This window comes from Mycobacterium sp. (genome assembly GCF_049280035.1).
Classification (GTDB): Bacteria; Actinomycetota; Actinomycetes; order Mycobacteriales; family Mycobacteriaceae; genus Mycobacterium.
This window is the reverse complement of the sequence record NZ_JBAPPI010000135.1, coordinates 1-15,134: the sequence shown is the minus strand read 5'-3', so window position 1 is coordinate 15,134 and position 15,134 is coordinate 1. Positions and strand designations below refer to the sequence as shown.

Here is a 15,134-nt window from a genome sequence, read left to right as displayed (position 1 = left end):
GCTGCAGACCCAGGGCGTGGTGGTAAGGCTGAGCACTCGGGTGTCGGCCGCCGAACTGGCCGGCTACGACGATGTCGTGCTGGCCACCGGTGTGTCACCGCGGATTCCGGCCATTCCCGGAATCGATCATCCGATGGTGCTGACCTATGCCGAGGCCATCACCGGCGTCAAACCGGTCGGCAAGACCGTCGCCGTGATCGGGGCCGGCGGCATCGGTTTCGACGTCAGCGAGTTCTTGGTGACCGACGAGTCGCCTACGCATGAACCGCAAGGCCTAAAAGAGTGGAAGGCGGAGTGGGGTGCGGCCGATCCGTGGGAACAACGAGGTGCGCTGACCAGTCCGATTCCAGCGCCGCCGGTGCGTGAGGTGTATCTACTGCAGCGCAGCAACGGTGCGCAAGGCAAGCGGCTGGGCAAGACCAGCGGATGGGTGCACCGGGCTTCGTTGAAGGCCAAAGGCGTTCACCAGCTTTCCGGAGTCAACTACGAACGGGTGAGCGACCACGGACTGCACATCAGCTTCGGCCCGAACCGGGACCGGCCGCAGCTGCTGGCGGTGGACAACGTGGTGATCTGCGCGGGCCAGGAGCCGGTGCGTGACCTGGAAGATGATCTGCGGCGGGCCGGTATTGACCCGCACATCATCGGCGGCGCGGCATTCGCCGTCGAACTGGACGCTAAGCGCGCCATCAAGCAAGGCACCGAGCTGGCGGCCCGGCTGTAGCAGCTTAGTAGCCGGCCAGCAGGGCGCGCACCCGGCCCAGGGCGTACGGGCCGACCCGGCTGCAGATTCGCGACGGGTCGCCGGGCCTGCGGCCCCACAACAACAGCACCCGCGCGGCGGCATCGGTCTCCAAGGTGGCCGGACCGTCCGGGTCGGCGAGCCGGATGGTGGTGCGATCGGCGTCCGCGTCGAGTACGACATCGTCGGCGTCGGCAACTCGCAGGCGCGCCTCGATCCGCTCGCCGGCCCGCAATTGCTTGGCGCCCTTGGCCAACAGCGGCCTTCCCACCGCCAGCACGCTGTGGGTCGTCATCCAGGGCTGCGCCATCCGCGCCTGGGCCTCCGCGTCGTCGCCGGTGATGTCCCAGCCATGCAGGACCAGCTCTTCGCGCATGTGCTCGGCGAACCACGGCACCTTCATGGTGCGCCCGGTCCACGCCACGTCGGTATCGGCCGGGACGTCATCGGCCGTTTCGGCGACCTCGTTGAGCATGGCCATGTTTCGGTGCAGAGCTGCCCACAGGTCGGTCTCGTTCATGGCGCGCAGCGGCGCCTCGCGCTCCTCGAACCCGCGGGTGGCAACCGGCTCGCCTGCCAGGTACCCGCCCAGCACCCGGGCGAGCTCAAGAGCGTTGCCGGCCTGATGGATGACGATGTCGCGCACCGTCCAGGCCTCACACCACGTGCCCGCGTCCGGCCGACGCTGCTGAACCGCGTCGATGAATGCCTGCCACTCGGGAAACCGGTCGGCGTCGATCTTTTCGCTCATTCAGCTGCTCGATTCACCTTCGTCGGTCGGCTCGTCGCTGAGTCTGGCGTCAAGCCGGTACTCATGCCGAGCGCCAGGAAGAACACGATGAACAGCGCGCCGCCCAGAAGCATGTTCATCGGCCCGCCAGGAGAAATGAACAAGCCAGGGCCACCGATGATCGTGACCGTCTCGAGGAATTGTTCAACGGCGAAGACCGCCGCGAGGACACCGAGCCAGCGCGGGAAGCGACCGGCCCTGGCCGCCAGTGCGATCGGCACGGCGACGATAACGTCGGCTACGGTCAGGATTGGGCCAAACATCAAGGCGACGTCCGCCACCGTGCGGACGACGGCGGGATCAAGGGTGTCGGCGTGCAGGGCCAGGCCGCTGGTGAACCACAGCTCGACGCTGAACTCCGCAACAATCAGGGCCGAGCCGATGGTGAACGCATACCCGGCGGGCGCCTCCAGCCGGGTGCGCGCGTAGGAGAGGACGATCACCAGCGCCAGAAAGCCCAATGTCACCAGAAGCGCTTGCAGGCGTAAGACGCCGGCATGGTCACGAAGGTGGGCTACGACGGCACTGGCTGGCTGGTCAATGCCCGGCAATGGTGGAACCATCAGCAGGCCGAGTGTGAATAGCACCGCGAACACGATCCCTGCGACAAGCGGAATACGACGACGCATCGACCTAGTCTGCGCCCCGAGCATTACTCCAATGTCAGACACGTCGAAGAACAGCTACGCGGCGAGCGAACTATACGTAGTCGTTCGCTGGCGTGCCGGGCGGCCGATGCCCTGCGCGATCGCAATCAATTCGGCGGCGGTCTTGGCGGATCCGTGTTCGGAGCCGGCCATCCGCGAGATGGTCTCCTCCATCAGCGTGCCGCCCAAATCGTTCGCACCGCCGTTGAGCATCACCTGTGTCCGCTCGACGCCGAGCTTAACCCAGCTGGTCTGGATATGAGAGATCCTGCTGTGCAACATGATTCGTGCCAGCGCGTGCACAGCGCGGTTATCACGGTGGCTGGGCCCTGGCCGTGCCGCACCGGCGAGGTACAACGGCGAGTTCTGATGCACGAACGGCAGCGGCACGAACTCGGTGAAACCTCCAGTGCGGTCTTGGATGTCACGCAGCACATTCAGGTGGCCGACCCAGTGCCGGGGGTCGTCGACGTGCCCGTACATCATCGTCGAGGATGACCGAAGGCCCACCTCGTGGGCTGTGGTCACGATCTCGATCCACATCGAGGTGGGCAGCTTGCCCTTGGTGAGCACCCAGCGGACCTCGTCGTCGAGGATCTCGGCGGCGGTGCCGGGAATGGTGTCCAGGCCCGCCTCGCGCAGGCTGGTCAGCCACTCGCGAATACTCAAGCCGCTCTTGGTCACACCGCTGGCTATCTCCATCGGCGAGAACGCGTGCACATGCATCGACGGCACCCGCGCCTTGACGGCGCGCACCAGGTCGGCGTAGCCGGTGATCGGCAGCTCGGGATCAATACCACCCTGCATACACACCTCGGTGGCGCCGGCGACGTGGGCCTCCCACGCACGTTCGGCTACCTCGGCCGTCGACAGCGAGTACGCGTCGGCGTCGCCCTTGCGCTGCGCAAAGGCGCAGAACCGGCAGCCGGTGTAACAGATGTTGGTGAAGTTGATGTTGCGGTTCACCACGAATGTCACGTCATCGCCCACCACGTCACGGCGCAACGAATCTGCCAGTGCAGTAACAGCATCCAGGGCGGGACCGTCTGCGGTGGCCAACGCCAGGTAATCCACGTCGGTGCAGCCGGCCGGGTCACGTTCGGCCGCGCGCAATGCGGCGAGCACGTCGGTGTCAATGCGTTCGGGAGCACGGGCAGCCAACTCGTGCACCCGCGAGCGAATCGAGTCCCAGTCCCCGAAGGCGCTGTCGAGGTCGCTACGGGCCTCGGTGTTGCGACCTTCGGTGTCGATCGCCGCGTTCAAGTCCACCCGGCCGGACGACGCCACGTCGTCGGGCTCTTGCCACGGCATGCCCACCGGGTGCACGTCGCGGGCCAGGCCGGTGGCCGGATCGGCCAGCGCCGCGACGTGGCCGCGAACCCGCGGGTCGATCCAGGCCGCCCCGGCCTGTACATATTTGGGCTGCGCGGTCAGCCGCTCCACCAGGTCGTAGCCCGCCGCTTCGGTGACGGCGGCGAGCTCGTCGAGTGCGGGCCACGGCCGCTCGGGGTTGACGTGATCGGGCGTCAACGGCGAGACGCCGCCCCAGTCGTCGACACCGGCGGCGACCAACGCCAGGCACTCGTCGGCCGATACCAGGTTCGGCGGCGCCTGGATGCGCATTCCCGGACCGAGCACCAGTCGCGCCACCGCCACCGTGGCCAGGAAGTCGTCGATGCTGACGTCCGGCGTCGAGGCCATTGCGGTGTGTTCTTTGGCGCGGAAGTTCTGCACGATGACTTCCTGGACGTGACCGAACTCCTTGTGCGACTTGCGAATTGCATGCAGTGTTTCGGCACGCTCGGTGAGCGTCTCGCCGATGCCAACGAGCAGACCGGTGGTGAACGGTATGGATAACCGGCCCGCGTCGGTCAACGTGCGCAGCCGAACCGCCGGGTCTTTGTCGGGGCTGCCGTAGTGCGCCAGGCCCTTCGTCTCGAACAGCCGCCGCGACGTCGTCTCCAGCATCATCCCCATCGACGGCGCCACCGGCTTCAGCCGCGACAACTCCGACCAGCTCATTACGCCCGGGTTCAGGTGCGGCAGCAGCCCGGTTTCCTCCAGCACCCGGATCGCCATCGCCCGTACATAGGACAACGTGGAGTCGTAGCCGCGTTCGTCTAGCCACTCGCGCGCCTCCGGCCACCGATCCTCGGGCCGATCACCGAGAGTGAATAACGCTTCCTTGCAACCGAGTTCGGCGCCGCGACGGGCGATATCGAGGATCTCGTCGGGTTCCAGGAACATCCCGGCGCCCTGGGCGCGCAACTTGGGCGGCACCGTGACAAATGTGCAGTAGTGGCAGCTGTCGCGGCATAGGTGCGTGACCGGGATGAACACCTTGCGCGAGTAGCTGACCGGAAGCCGGCCACCAGCGCCACGCCGTCCCGCCGATTCCAGACCAGCATCGCGTACCCGCGCCGCGCTGCGACACAGATCTTCGAGATCATCGCCGCGCGCAGTCATCGCGACGGTCGCCTCGTCGACATTCAACGCGACCCCGTCGCGGGCCCGCCGCAACACCCGTCGCATCGCGGACGCATCCGGCGACGGGGGCACCGACGGGGTTGGCAACAGCGACGGTTCTTCGCCCGGACTCAATGGCACGTTGGTGTAACTCCCGTCCACCCGGATTTCATCCGCGCGCAGCAACCGTGTGCAACCCCGACGCGTGCCATGTGCGCAACAGTAGCGTCCAGCTGCCCCGTGGCGGGCCCCTGCCCTCTTTCACCAGAAAGCCTGGTCGTAAGAGTCGTCAGCGTTCGGCTCGGCGCGGCCACAGCACCCACGCGGGCGGCACCACACCTGCCACGAGCAGCAGTAATGGGCCGTAGGCCATTACTCCGGGCCCACCGAAGATGACGTCGCCGCCCGGCCCGCCCGCGCACATCGCGAGGACCGTCAACAGCCAGGTCCACAACGGCAATGCGGCCAGCCTCGCGGATGTGGTCCATCGCCCGGCGGCCCAGACCAGGGCCGCGTTGACCAGACCGCTGATCAACGCGCTGATGGGAAATGGGATCGAACCGATATAGGCCGGCAGCAGCAGGGCACCGGCCACTGCGGAGAGAATCCCGTCGACGGCGAGTATCGCCAGGATGACAAATCGAATTGCTGGGTCGGTCGCGCCGATGTCGTCAACGTGCCCGACGCGCGGCTTGGTGGCGGTCAGGTCGGGACGCTGTCCAACTGCGAAACGATGGACATGAGCACCCACTGGAAGCTGTCCAGTCGGTCCTGCCAGTGTTGCTGGTTCTGGTCCAGATCCGGATCCATCGGACTCCTTCCGCGCCTGCCTGGTCGGAAGCCTACCGCGTGACGGAGTCGGTGAGGTCGAGTCCGGCCAGTAGATCGGTCTCCCAGCCGCGCCCATCGCGATCTCCCGCCGCGCCGGCAGCCAAAATGTAGTGCTCCTGCCCGACGACGGGCAGGGCCAAGTTATTCGACAACGCGAACGCCCTGCCGGTCGGGCCGAGGGTCAGCTGGGTGGCGTGCGCGGCCAGCGCCGCATGCTTGGCCGGCAGAGCCTCCGGGTCCTCGATGACGGCGTCGATTTCTTCGTCGGAGTAGCCGAGTTCGCCGAAGTCGCCATCGGCCGGCGGAATCACCCATTCGGACCGCAGGTCGCCGGCGCCGAGCACCTCCCAACCCGCGGTGAATGCGCTTCGGGCGATGACCGTCCAGTAGAGCTTCGGCACCGACCACGGCGTGCCCGGGTAGTCATCGGTGCCGGCCGCGGCCACCGCCGCGGTGGTGACGACATGGGCCTGCACGTGGTCGGGATGCCCGTATCCGCCGTTGGGGTCGTAGGTCACCACGACGTGCGGCCGCAAGGTGCGAATGAGCGCGACCAACGCGCCGACGGCTTCGCGTTCGTCGGCGTCGCTGAACCGTTCGTGCCGGCGCCGCGGTTCGGTGCCGGCCATGCCCGAATCACGCCAGCGGCCCGGACCACCGAGGAAGATCGGCGCTGGCACACCCAGGGCTTGCAGCGCCGCGGTGAGTTCGCCGATGCGGTAGCCGCCGAGTTGGTCGGCGTGATCGGCGGCCAGCTGTGCCCAACGGTCACCGATGATCTCGCCCTCTTCGCCGAGAGTGCAGGTGACGACGTGTACGGCAGCCCCGCGGGCGACGTAATGGGCGATGGTGGCGCCGTTGGTGATCGTCTCGTCGTCCGGATGGGCGTGCACGAACAACAGCCGTGGGGTCTCTTGCATGGAGGCACCATACCGGTGCGGCGCAGATAGCGAACACGTAACCCAATGGGCCGCAGTGCTAATCGACGGATCAGCAAAGCCCGCGTTTCGCCAAAAGAAACGCCAATGGCTACTATCGAACGCATGCCACAGCAGACCGCTCGTACTCGCCGCCGGGGCAAGGAACTCGAGGACGCGCTCTACGACGCGACGCTGGCCGAACTTGCTGCCGTCGGCTACGGCGGGCTGACCATGGAAGGGATCGCTGCGCGAGCCCGGACCGGCAAGGCCGCGCTGTATCGTCGCTGGACCTGCAAGCACGACCTGGTCCAGGCGGCACTGCATTACGCGCTGCCGCCACTGCAAGAGCCCCGCACCGACCGATCAGCGCGGGAGAACCTGCTGGCCGTCTTCACCGCGCACTGCGATGTACTCGCCGGCAAGACTGCGTTCCCCAGCCTGGCCATCATGAATCAGCTCGTCCACGAGGCGGAATTGCGTGCCATCTTTGCCGACGCCGTCGTGGCACCCCGCCTGCGGATCATTGAATCGATCCTGCAGGCCGGCGTGGACCAGGGCGAGATCAATGCCGCCGTGCTCACGCCATACACCGCGCGCGTCGGCCCGGCGTTGATCAACCAACAGCTGCTGCTCACCGGGGCCCCACCGAACAAGCGCCAACTGGCGCACATCGTCGACACCGTGTTCGCCCTTTCGGCGCCGGCGCGAACCGGCTGACGCTAGTCCAGGCGAGTTGCCGCGACTGCCCAGACCGGAAAGTGCACCCGATGGTTATCCAGCAGTGGCCCAATGGTTTTCAGCCGATCTTGCAGTGGCCCGAACCGCACCGCCATGTCCGGATCGGCGCTCATCATGCTGTTCAAAAACTCGAACGTCTCGGGTCGGAAAATACCCACGTAGGTCGAGGTGCCGACATAGTCGACGTGCCATCCGGTTGAGCCGAATACCTGCTCGAAGTTGTCGGCGGGTAGGCCGTCGAACTGCAGCCCGTTGACGTTGTGGCGGCCGAACTCGAACATGAACAGCCGCGCGCCGGGCTTGGTGGCGCGGTGCAGCGCTTGGGCGTAACGGGTCTGGGCTTTTTGATCGTCGAGAAATACGTGGTAGAACGCGCTGTCGACCACGGTGTCGAATCGGTTCTCGAACCCGTCCAGCACGGTGGCGTCGGCCACTTGGAAGTCCACCTGCACACCGGCTCGCTGGGCGTTGGCTTTGGCGCGCTCGATCGCCGAGGGCGAGCCGTCCACGCCGGTTGTCGAATAGCCCTGGGACGCATAGTGGATGGCGTGATAGCCCGGACCGGTGCCCGGATCGAGCACCTCGCCGCGCACGGCTCCGTAGGCGACCAACTGCTGCACCACCGGCTGCGGGCCGCCGATGTCCCACGGGATTAGGCCCTCGCTCGAGCCCTCGCGGCCATACAGCTCCTCGAACATCGGGTCGATGTCATCTGCCATGAGGCCAACGTACCCGCAAGGAACGCCAGCGGCTACTACGCTGTGGACCTACTGCGCGGTTTTGACCCACTGCCCGGCGTCGCCGACGATCCCGACGGGCACCGAACCCGAAAGGCTCACATTGAGAACACTAGGGCCGACGGCCACGATCGTGGTGTCCTGCAGAATCGGCAGCACGGTCGACATGTTCCACAGCCGGGGCTCCACCGCCTTGATCACGTCGTCGATGTTCGCGGTGCCGGCCAGCGCGGCATCGATATTCGACTGGATGCTGTGATCGCAGATGCCGGTGAGGTTGGACGGAGCCTGCACCAGCGCTCCGGGTTCCTGCGCCCGGCTGGGCGCGGCCGAGGTGGGGGCCGCCGCGGTGGTCGCCGGAGTCGCTGTGGCCGTAACGGATGGATCGGATGAGGCCGTCGGGGCCGCCGTCGTCGACACCGCCGTCGCCTCCAGCGCCGGGCAGCTGTAGCGGGAGGCCAGCAGCGTGGCCAAGTTGCCGCCGGCTTCGCGCCAGCCGACGAGGGCGTCCACCCGGTTGTTGACCAACGCGTCGCGGTACAACGCCACCGGATCAAGGCCCAGCACAGTCGCGGCGATACCGACATTGCGCAACTGGTCGGCGGCGGTGTTGGCCACTGCCACCGATGTCGGGTCGTTCGCCGCGACGCCGATGACCAGGGACAGCTGCTTGCCGTCCTTGCTGATCCGCCCCCGGGTGATCTCTGGCGGCCCGTTACTGGGCCGCGGCGGCGCCGAGGGCGCTGGAGGTGGCGGAGTGACCGACGCCGATGTGTCGTTCTCGATTTGGTATCCCGACGCTTCCAGCAACCCCAAGGCCGCTGGTTTGGTCAGCGCCGGCGGCGCGGTGGGCACGTAGCCGGGATCGCTGGGCGAGCGAATCTGCGCCTGGTCCAGGGAGACGGTGTTATCGCTGCCGGCGCCGACGGCGGCCAGCAAGTCAACGTCGAGCAGTCCCAGAATCGCCTTACGCACCGCGGCGTCGGCCAGCTTGGGCTCGCTGGCGCGCAACATGAGCTGCATTACTCGCGGCGTCATGATCCGGGCGGTCCGCACGTCCGGAATGGCTGACAACTGCGCGAAAGCCGCTGAGCCACCGTGCACTTGGGCCACCTGAGTGTCGCCGTTGCGGACCGAATCGGCCAGCGCGGCCGGCGCCCCCGCCCGCCGGAACAGGATCAGATCCGGCTTGGCCGGCGGTCCCCAATAACGATCGTTACGGGCGAGCAGGATTTCGTCGCGTTGCGGGTCGATGTTTTCCACCCGGAACTGTCCGCCGGTGACCGGCAGGGCGCTCGCCAATCCGGCCGGGAAACCGCCCGGCACATCCTTGACGATGTGCGCGGGCAAGATGTTGCTGAACAACTCGCGCCATGCCGGGTATGGCCGCGAGAACGTGACGACCGCCTGCTTACCGCCGTCGATCGACTGCACGCCGGTGATCAGGTCGTAGCCGGCCGGATCGACTACACCGGGCTGGCCGACCATCTGCCGCCACAGATACCAGAAGTCGTCGGCGGCGATGGGAGCGTTGTCGGTCCACTGGGCCTCCGGCCGGATTTTGTAGGTCACCGTGTACGGGTTCTCGTTGGTCACATCGGCGGACACCAGCAGCGTCGGGTCCATCTCCCAGCGGGATCCGGTCGGCGTGGCCGGGTCGGGTACCGGCCGGAACGCGCTGGGCAACACCAGCGCACCGATCGCGGCGTTGACGGCGGAAAGATCGGACAGCAGATGCGGATTGAAGCCTGCGCCGATCGAGTCGATGCCCATGATGATCTGCGTCTTGCGCTGCGGCGGAGACGCGGTGCTCTGGGTGGTCTCGGTGCTCTGCGGGGCTGGCGGCGGACTGACCGTGCAGCCGGCCAGCGCCAGCGTCGAAACCAGCGCGCCGATGGTTCGCCTGGCGCGGCGGGCTGGTTTCGGCACGCCCAACAGGGTATCGGGGCCCCGCGGTTGATCAACCGCTGCTTGAGTCTCACCAGACTCAAGGGCCTCGTCAGTCGCTGGCTGAAGGATTGGCGTCTTCTTCAATTTGTTGGCGCGGGTGATATCACTGCCGGGCTTGGCTAGCCGCGGGCTTTGGCCCGCGCCTTGCTGCGCGCACGGGTTGTGGCGTCCAACTCGGCCTTGCGGACCCGGACGATCTCAGGCGTCACCTCGACGCATTCGTCGGTCGCACAGAATTCCATCGCCTGCTCCAGGTCGAGGTCGAGCGGCTTGGCCAACGTCTCGAAGACGTCCGCAGTCGACGATCGCATGTTGGTCAGCTTCTTCTCCCGGGTGACGTTGATGTCGAGATCCTCTGGGCGCGGGTTGATCCCGACGACCATTCCCTCGTAGGTGTCCTGGCCGGGCGCGACGAAGAACTGGCCCCGGTCGGTGAGTTGAAGCAGCGCGAATGGCGTGATGGTGCCGGTCCGGTCGGACACCAGCGACCCGGTATGCCGGGCCCGGATCTCGCCGGCCCACGGCCGGTAGCCGTCGAACACCGCGTTGGCGATGCCGGTGCCGCGGGTGAGGGTGAGGAAGTCGGTGCGGAAGCCGATCAGGCCGCGGCTTGGCACGATGAAGTCCATCCGGACCCAGCCCGCTGCATGGTTGGTCATCTCCTCCATGCGACCCTTGCGCCCGGCCATCAACTGGGTGATCGCGCCGACGAACTCGTCGGGGCAGTCGATCGTCATCGCCTCGAACGGCTCATGCAGCTTGCCGTCGATCGTCCTGGTGACCACCTGCGGCTTGCCTACCGTGAGCTCGAAGCCCTCTCGGCGCATCTGTTCGACCAGCACCGCCAGCGCCAGCTCGCCGCGGCCCTGCACCTCCCACGCGTCGGGCCGGTCGATGTCGACGACCCGGATGGAGACGTTGCCGACAAGTTCGGAGTCCAGTCGGTTCTTCACCATGCGCGCGGTCAGCTTGTGCCCGTTGACCTTCCCGGCCAGCGGCGAGGTGTTGGTGCCGATCGTCACCGAGATCGCGGGCTCGTCGACCGTGATGCGCGGGAGCGCGTGGGCATGCTCGGTGTCGGCCAACGTGTCGCCGATCATGATCTCCGGAAAACCCGCGACGGCAACAATGTCACCCGCGATCGCCTCGTCGGTGGACGAACGTTCGACACCCTCGGTGACGAGCAATTCGGTGATCTTGGCGTTCGTGATGACGGGATGTCCGTCCACCTCGCGCATCCACGCCACCTGCTGGCCCTTGCGCAACTTGCCCTTGTAGATGCGGACCAACGCGAGCCGGCCGAGGAAGGCCGATGCGTCCAGGTTGGCTACCAGCGCCTGCAGTGGGGCCTCGGGGTCACCCTGCGGCGGCGGGATGTGCTCGAGCAGCACGTCGAACAATGGGTCGAGGTTCTCGCCCTCGGGGTTCTCGCCATTGGCCGGCTCGGTGGTGCTGGCGATGCCTGCGCGGCCGGAGGCGTACAGCGTCGGCAGCCCGAGCGCGTCCTCGGCGGCCTTCTGCGCCGCGGCGTCGAGGTCGGAGGCGACATCGAGCAGCAGGTCGTGACTCTCGGACACCACCTCAGCGATGCGCGCATCGGGTCGGTCGGTTTTGTTGACGACGAGGATCACCGGCAGGTGCGCAGCCAGCGCCTTGCGCAGGACGAACCGGGTCTGCGGCAGCGGCCCCTCGGAGGCGTCGACCAGCAGCAGCACCCCGTCGACCATGGACAGCCCGCGCTCGACTTCGCCGCCGAAGTCGGCGTGCCCGGGTGTGTCGATCACGTTGATGACGGTCATCGAGCCGTCCGGGTGCTGACGGTGCACCGCGGTGTTCTTGGCCAGGATGGTGATGCCCTTTTCCTTCTCCAGGTCACCAGAGTCCATCAGGCGCTCGATGGCGTCGTCGCCGCGGTGGCTCAGCGCGCCGGATTGCCGCAGCATGGCGTCGACCAGCGTCGTCTTACCGTGGTCGACGTGCGCGACGATGGCGATGTTGCGAAAATCCACGCCGGTGATTCTCGCAGCGGGAGTCGTTGATCGCGAAACTGAGCGGCTGTGACGTGCTCCGCGTCACAGGATTCGAGCCAGCGCTGCCAAGAACCCCCGGTCGGCGGGCACCCAGTCGATGTCGTGCAGCTGCGCCGCCGTCACCCAGCGCAGCGCACGGTGGTCGTGCGGATGAGGTTCGCCGCGGATCAGGCTGACTCGGTAGGCCCGCAGCGTTGTCGTCGCATTGAGCGCAACGTCGTCGCCCAGACGTTCGCCAATCGCGACTTCGACGCCCAGCTCCTCGGCCAGTTCGCGGGCCAGCGCGTCGGGCTCGGTCTCACCGGGCCCGACCTTGCCGCCCGGCAATTCCCAGCGGCCCGCCAGTTCGGGCGGCCGAATGCGCTGTGCGACCAGCACCCGGGATTCGGCGATGACGGCCCCGGCGACCACGATCTGGTTCTGCATCGCGGTGACGGTATACGGTCGAGACATGGCTGTGTTAACGGATGAACAAGTAGACGCCGCACTGCCTGACCTCAACGGGTGGGAACGCGCGGAGGGCTCGCTGCGCCGATCGATCAAGTTTCCGGCGTTTCTCGCCGGTATCGACGCGGTGCGCCGGGTGGCTGAGCATGCCGAAGCCAAGGATCATCACCCCGACATCGATATCCGTTGGCGGACAGTGACTTTCGCGCTGGTGACGCACTCCGAGGGTGGTATCACCGACAAGGACGTGGCCATGGCGCATGACATTGACGGGATTATCGGGGACTAGCCGCCCGCGGTCCGCTCGCCGCAATCCAGGCCAGGGTCGCCAAGGTTGCCACGATGTAGACCAGTCCACCCCAGGCCAGATACCACGCCCGGCCGTTTTGCCAGATCGTCGGCTGGGCAAAGCTGAGCAGCCACGGCACACCAATGATGGTCAGCACCAACCACATCCAGCCGAGAATTCGCGCGCCAAGACGCTCCGATAGCGGCCCGTGCAGCAGCCAAATCATCAACGGCACCAGCCACACCCAGTGGTGCGTCCAGGAAATCGGCGAGAGCAGCAGCCCGAACAACTCGACCACCAGCAGGGTGCCGAGCCGGTCTGGCACATTGGCGCCGGTGCTCAGCGCACGCCAGGCCAGGACGGCGAGTATCGCGGTAACCGCGATCCCGGCCAGCACCAGCGGGCTGTAACCGGCGTCGTGGCCGAAGATCCGGCAGATGCCGCCCCGCCACGACTGATTGAACGTTGTGCAGATCGGTCCGATCCGGTCGGTGTCGAAAATCAGCTTGGTGAAGTACTGGCGGGTCTCGTCACCGATGACCAACGCCGAGATCGCAACGGTCGCAAAGAAGACGACCGCGGAAAACACCGCCGCAGCCCATCGGCGGGCACCCACGAAATAGAGGCCGGTGATCGCCGGCGTCAGCTTCACGCCCGCCGCCGTGCCGACCAGTAGGCCCGACAACCACCACCGGGTGGTGTAAACCGCATACAACGTGGCCAGCACCAACACCACATTGATCTGGCCGTAGTCGAACGTACTGCGCAGCGGCTCGAGCCAGATGGCGACCGCGGTCCACAGCATCGCCAGGCGGTGGCCCGCGCCGGCCGCAACCCCAAGCAAACGCTGGCTGATCCGGGCCACGCCGTAAAGCGCGGCCATCGTCCCAACCTGCCAGCAGAAGGCGACCAGGCGGAACGGCAGCAGGTGCAGTGGGTAGAAGATGACCGCCGCGAACGGGGGGTAGGTGAACGGCAGCGGGAAATCCGGCGTCTGGTCCGGGTAGACGTAGTGGTACAGGCTCCCCGGGTGATCGATGGTGGCCGCACCGCCGATGTAGACGTGCAAGTCGACGAAATTGGCCCCGTTGGGAGCCAGATACGTCCAGGCCAACCGCGCGGCGACGCTCACGACCAAAAGCACCGGCCCGACAGCGCTGCGCGAAAGCGCTCGCCGACGGGTGGTAGCTGCCGCCGGGGCGGCCGAGGTGGTGTCTATCTGCACGACTCTAACGGGCCGCGACAAGCGTGACTGTCGCCCGGATGAGCCCGCCCGGTCACCGCAGGCACTCGTATCCGTAACGATCAAATAACCGCCACACGTGTCACTTGAGTCACTTCAGTATCGGGCGAACTATCAGCGCGGGAGCACCCCGTCGTCGAGAACCAGGGAGAGTCATGTCAACCATTTGGACGTTGTTACGCGCCACCGCGGTGGTGGCCGGCTCATCGGCCGCGCTACTCATGGGCGGTCTGATGGGCACCGCCCACGCCGACCCGGCGGCGCCGCCGATACCCGCACCCAACATCGGGGAGCAGCTGGTCACTTCGGCGGCCAACGCACCGCAGGTGCTGCAAAACCTTGGGACGGCCCTGAGCGGACAGCCGGCGACGCCGCCGCCGTTGGCCAGCATCAGAGTTCCGCAGCCGTCGACAGCCGGTCTGCCGGGCGCCGCCTCCGCCGTCCCGGGCGCAACCTCGCTCGTTCCCGGCCTCCCCGGCACGGCGCCGGCGGCAACGACTGCTACACCCGGGCTCGGGATCCCGGGGTTGACGCCGACCGTTCCGGCGGCTGCGCCGGCGACCGGACCTGCGGGTTTGCTGCCCCAGGCGCAGCTCAACCTGCCGCAGCTGCCGTTCCTCGGGGTGCCGCTGCCGCAGCAGGTGTCGCTGCCAGGCGACCTCACCTCGCTGCTGACCGGTGGGGTCCCGGCTTCTCCCGGCGTCAGCTCGCCCGGATTGGTACCCGTCGCGGCCTCTGCGCCGGTCACATCCCCCAACCCGTTGTACTTCCCGGTGTCCGGCCTGCCCTGACCCACACTGGCCGGCTAGCCCGTCGTCGTGCTAGCCGGCCAACCCCACCTACAACGACCGGGAGGACACCGTGGTAATCACCAGGAATCTGATCAGCGGCTTCGCTGCGGCGGCCATCGCATGCAGCGCCGCAGTGGCGCTCAGCCCCGGTGCCGCTGCCGACCCGACACCACCCCAGCCGATCCCCGCCCAACAGCTGCCGGGGTTGCCGGCGCTGACCGACTTGAGCCCGATCATTCAGCAGGCCGCCGGCAACCCGGAGCAAGCAACCCAGTTGCTGATGGCCGCGGCGTCGGCGTTCACCCACAATCCAAGCGCGCCCGACGAATCGAAAAACGTTGCGGCGTCCGTGAATCAGTTCGTCCAGGCACCCAACGCCGCGGTTCCGGCGGACCTGAATCAGCCGCCCGGCTCGGTCCCCACGGCGCACATCGTCCCGCCCGGTGTGGAACCCGGCGCTCAGGCGCACCTGCCGACCGGCATCGACCCGGTGCACGCTGCGGGCCCCGGGCC

General features: G+C 67.2%; 14 protein-coding genes and 1 pseudogene. 5 read left to right on the top strand and 10 right to left on the bottom strand.

The window, feature by feature from the left end:
* The coding region (locus tag WAN71_RS04440; RefSeq protein WP_422224169.1) for an FAD-dependent oxidoreductase at positions 1 to 724 on the top strand (724 nt) is incomplete at its 5' end.
* A gap of 4 nt (positions 725 to 728) precedes the next feature.
* On the opposite strand, the gene WAN71_RS04435 is transcribed toward WAN71_RS04440, so the two are convergent.
* From WAN71_RS04435 to mshB, 5 genes are all read right to left on the bottom strand, one after another.
* Positions 729 to 1,493, bottom strand: a complete 765-nt coding sequence (locus WAN71_RS04435; protein ID WP_422224168.1) for a maleylpyruvate isomerase N-terminal domain-containing protein — start codon at positions 1,491 to 1,493, stop codon at positions 729 to 731.
* On the bottom strand, positions 1,490 to 2,161 hold the full coding sequence (locus WAN71_RS04430; RefSeq protein WP_422224167.1) for a hypothetical protein: 672 nt from the start codon (positions 2,159 to 2,161) through the stop codon (positions 1,490 to 1,492). Before WAN71_RS04430 ends, WAN71_RS04435 begins: the two co-directional genes overlap by 4 nt.
* 54 nt (positions 2,162 to 2,215) lie before the next feature.
* A complete protein-coding gene (locus tag WAN71_RS04425; RefSeq protein ID WP_422224166.1) occupies positions 2,216 to 4,807 on the bottom strand; it encodes a bifunctional FO biosynthesis protein CofGH in 2,592 nt (863 codons plus the stop codon).
* Between the two features lie 127 nt (positions 4,808 to 4,934).
* Positions 4,935 to 5,351 carry a hypothetical protein gene (locus WAN71_RS04420; protein WP_422224170.1) on the bottom strand — a complete coding sequence of 139 codons (417 nt, stop codon included), beginning with the start codon at positions 5,349 to 5,351 and terminating at the stop codon, positions 4,935 to 4,937.
* Positions 5,352 to 5,487: 136 nt separating this feature from the next.
* Complete coding sequence (gene mshB, locus WAN71_RS04415; protein WP_422224165.1) at positions 5,488 to 6,396, bottom strand: N-acetyl-1-D-myo-inositol-2-amino-2-deoxy-alpha-D-glucopyranoside deacetylase; 909 nt, start codon at positions 6,394 to 6,396, stop codon at positions 5,488 to 5,490.
* Positions 6,397 to 6,519: 123 nt separating this feature from the next.
* Here mshB and WAN71_RS04410 point away from each other — a divergent pair, with 123 nt between their 5' ends.
* Positions 6,520 to 7,113, top strand: a complete 594-nt coding sequence (locus WAN71_RS04410; protein WP_422224164.1) for a TetR/AcrR family transcriptional regulator — start codon at positions 6,520 to 6,522, stop codon at positions 7,111 to 7,113.
* A 2-nt stretch (positions 7,114 to 7,115) separates the two neighbouring features.
* Here WAN71_RS04410 and WAN71_RS04405 read toward each other — a convergent pair whose 3' ends face one another.
* The 4 genes from WAN71_RS04405 to WAN71_RS04390 form a co-directional block, all read right to left on the bottom strand.
* Positions 7,116 to 7,853, bottom strand: a complete 738-nt coding sequence (locus WAN71_RS04405; protein ID WP_422224163.1) for a class I SAM-dependent methyltransferase — start codon at positions 7,851 to 7,853, stop codon at positions 7,116 to 7,118.
* Positions 7,854 to 7,901: 48 nt separating this feature from the next.
* Positions 7,902 to 9,806 carry an ABC transporter family substrate-binding protein gene (locus WAN71_RS04400; RefSeq protein WP_422224162.1) on the bottom strand — a complete coding sequence of 635 codons (1,905 nt, stop codon included), beginning with the start codon at positions 9,804 to 9,806 and terminating at the stop codon, positions 7,902 to 7,904.
* A gap of 134 nt (positions 9,807 to 9,940) precedes the next feature.
* The gene (gene typA, locus WAN71_RS04395; protein ID WP_422224161.1) at positions 9,941 to 11,830 is read right to left on the bottom strand and encodes a translational GTPase TypA; all 1,890 of its coding nucleotides are present in this window, start codon (positions 11,828 to 11,830) and stop codon (positions 9,941 to 9,943) included.
* 63 nt (positions 11,831 to 11,893) lie between these two features.
* Positions 11,894 to 12,277, bottom strand: coding sequence for a (deoxy)nucleoside triphosphate pyrophosphohydrolase (locus WAN71_RS04390; protein WP_422224160.1), 384 nt, complete (start codon positions 12,275 to 12,277; stop codon positions 11,894 to 11,896).
* 25 nt (positions 12,278 to 12,302) lie between these two features.
* Here WAN71_RS04390 and WAN71_RS04385 point away from each other — a divergent pair, with 25 nt between their 5' ends.
* On the top strand, positions 12,303 to 12,587 hold the full coding sequence (locus WAN71_RS04385) for a 4a-hydroxytetrahydrobiopterin dehydratase (protein ID WP_422224159.1): 285 nt from the start codon (positions 12,303 to 12,305) through the stop codon (positions 12,585 to 12,587).
* Here WAN71_RS04385 and WAN71_RS04380 read toward each other — a convergent pair.
* Complete coding sequence (locus WAN71_RS04380; RefSeq protein ID WP_422224158.1) at positions 12,574 to 13,833, bottom strand: mannosyltransferase; 1,260 nt, start codon at positions 13,831 to 13,833, stop codon at positions 12,574 to 12,576. The two genes, WAN71_RS04385 and WAN71_RS04380, sit on opposite strands and share 14 nt — an antisense overlap.
* A gap of 152 nt (positions 13,834 to 13,985) precedes the next feature.
* Between WAN71_RS04380 and WAN71_RS04375 the strand changes: the two genes are divergently transcribed.
* Together WAN71_RS04375 and WAN71_RS04370 are read left to right on the top strand one after the other, a co-directional pair.
* Positions 13,986 to 14,621 carry a hypothetical protein gene (locus WAN71_RS04375; protein WP_422224157.1) on the top strand — a complete coding sequence of 212 codons (636 nt, stop codon included), beginning with the start codon at positions 13,986 to 13,988 and terminating at the stop codon, positions 14,619 to 14,621.
* 70 nt (positions 14,622 to 14,691) lie between these two features.
* Positions 14,692 to 15,134: pseudogene (locus WAN71_RS04370) on the top strand (hypothetical protein); the annotation flags it as partial.

Excerpts from the sequence above, each read along its gene's own strand:
- WAN71_RS04435 (WP_422224168.1), bottom strand. The coding sequence starts at position 1,493 with ATGAGCGAAAAGATCGACGCCGACCGGTTTCCCGAGTGGCAGGCATTC.
- WAN71_RS04430 (WP_422224167.1), bottom strand. The coding sequence starts at position 2,161 with ATGCGTCGTCGTATTCCGCTTGTCGCAGGGATCGTGTTCGCGGTGCTA.
- mshB (WP_422224165.1), bottom strand. The coding sequence starts at position 6,396 with ATGCAAGAGACCCCACGGCTGTTGTTCGTGCACGCCCATCCGGACGAC.
- WAN71_RS04410 (WP_422224164.1), top strand. The coding sequence starts at position 6,520 with ATGCCACAGCAGACCGCTCGTACTCGCCGCCGGGGCAAGGAACTCGAG.
- WAN71_RS04405 (WP_422224163.1), bottom strand. The coding sequence starts at position 7,853 with ATGGCAGATGACATCGACCCGATGTTCGAGGAGCTGTATGGCCGCGAG.
- WAN71_RS04390 (WP_422224160.1), bottom strand. The coding sequence starts at position 12,277 with ATGCAGAACCAGATCGTGGTCGCCGGGGCCGTCATCGCCGAATCCCGG.
- WAN71_RS04385 (WP_422224159.1), top strand. The coding sequence starts at position 12,303 with ATGGCTGTGTTAACGGATGAACAAGTAGACGCCGCACTGCCTGACCTC.
- WAN71_RS04375 (WP_422224157.1), top strand. The coding sequence starts at position 13,986 with ATGTCAACCATTTGGACGTTGTTACGCGCCACCGCGGTGGTGGCCGGC.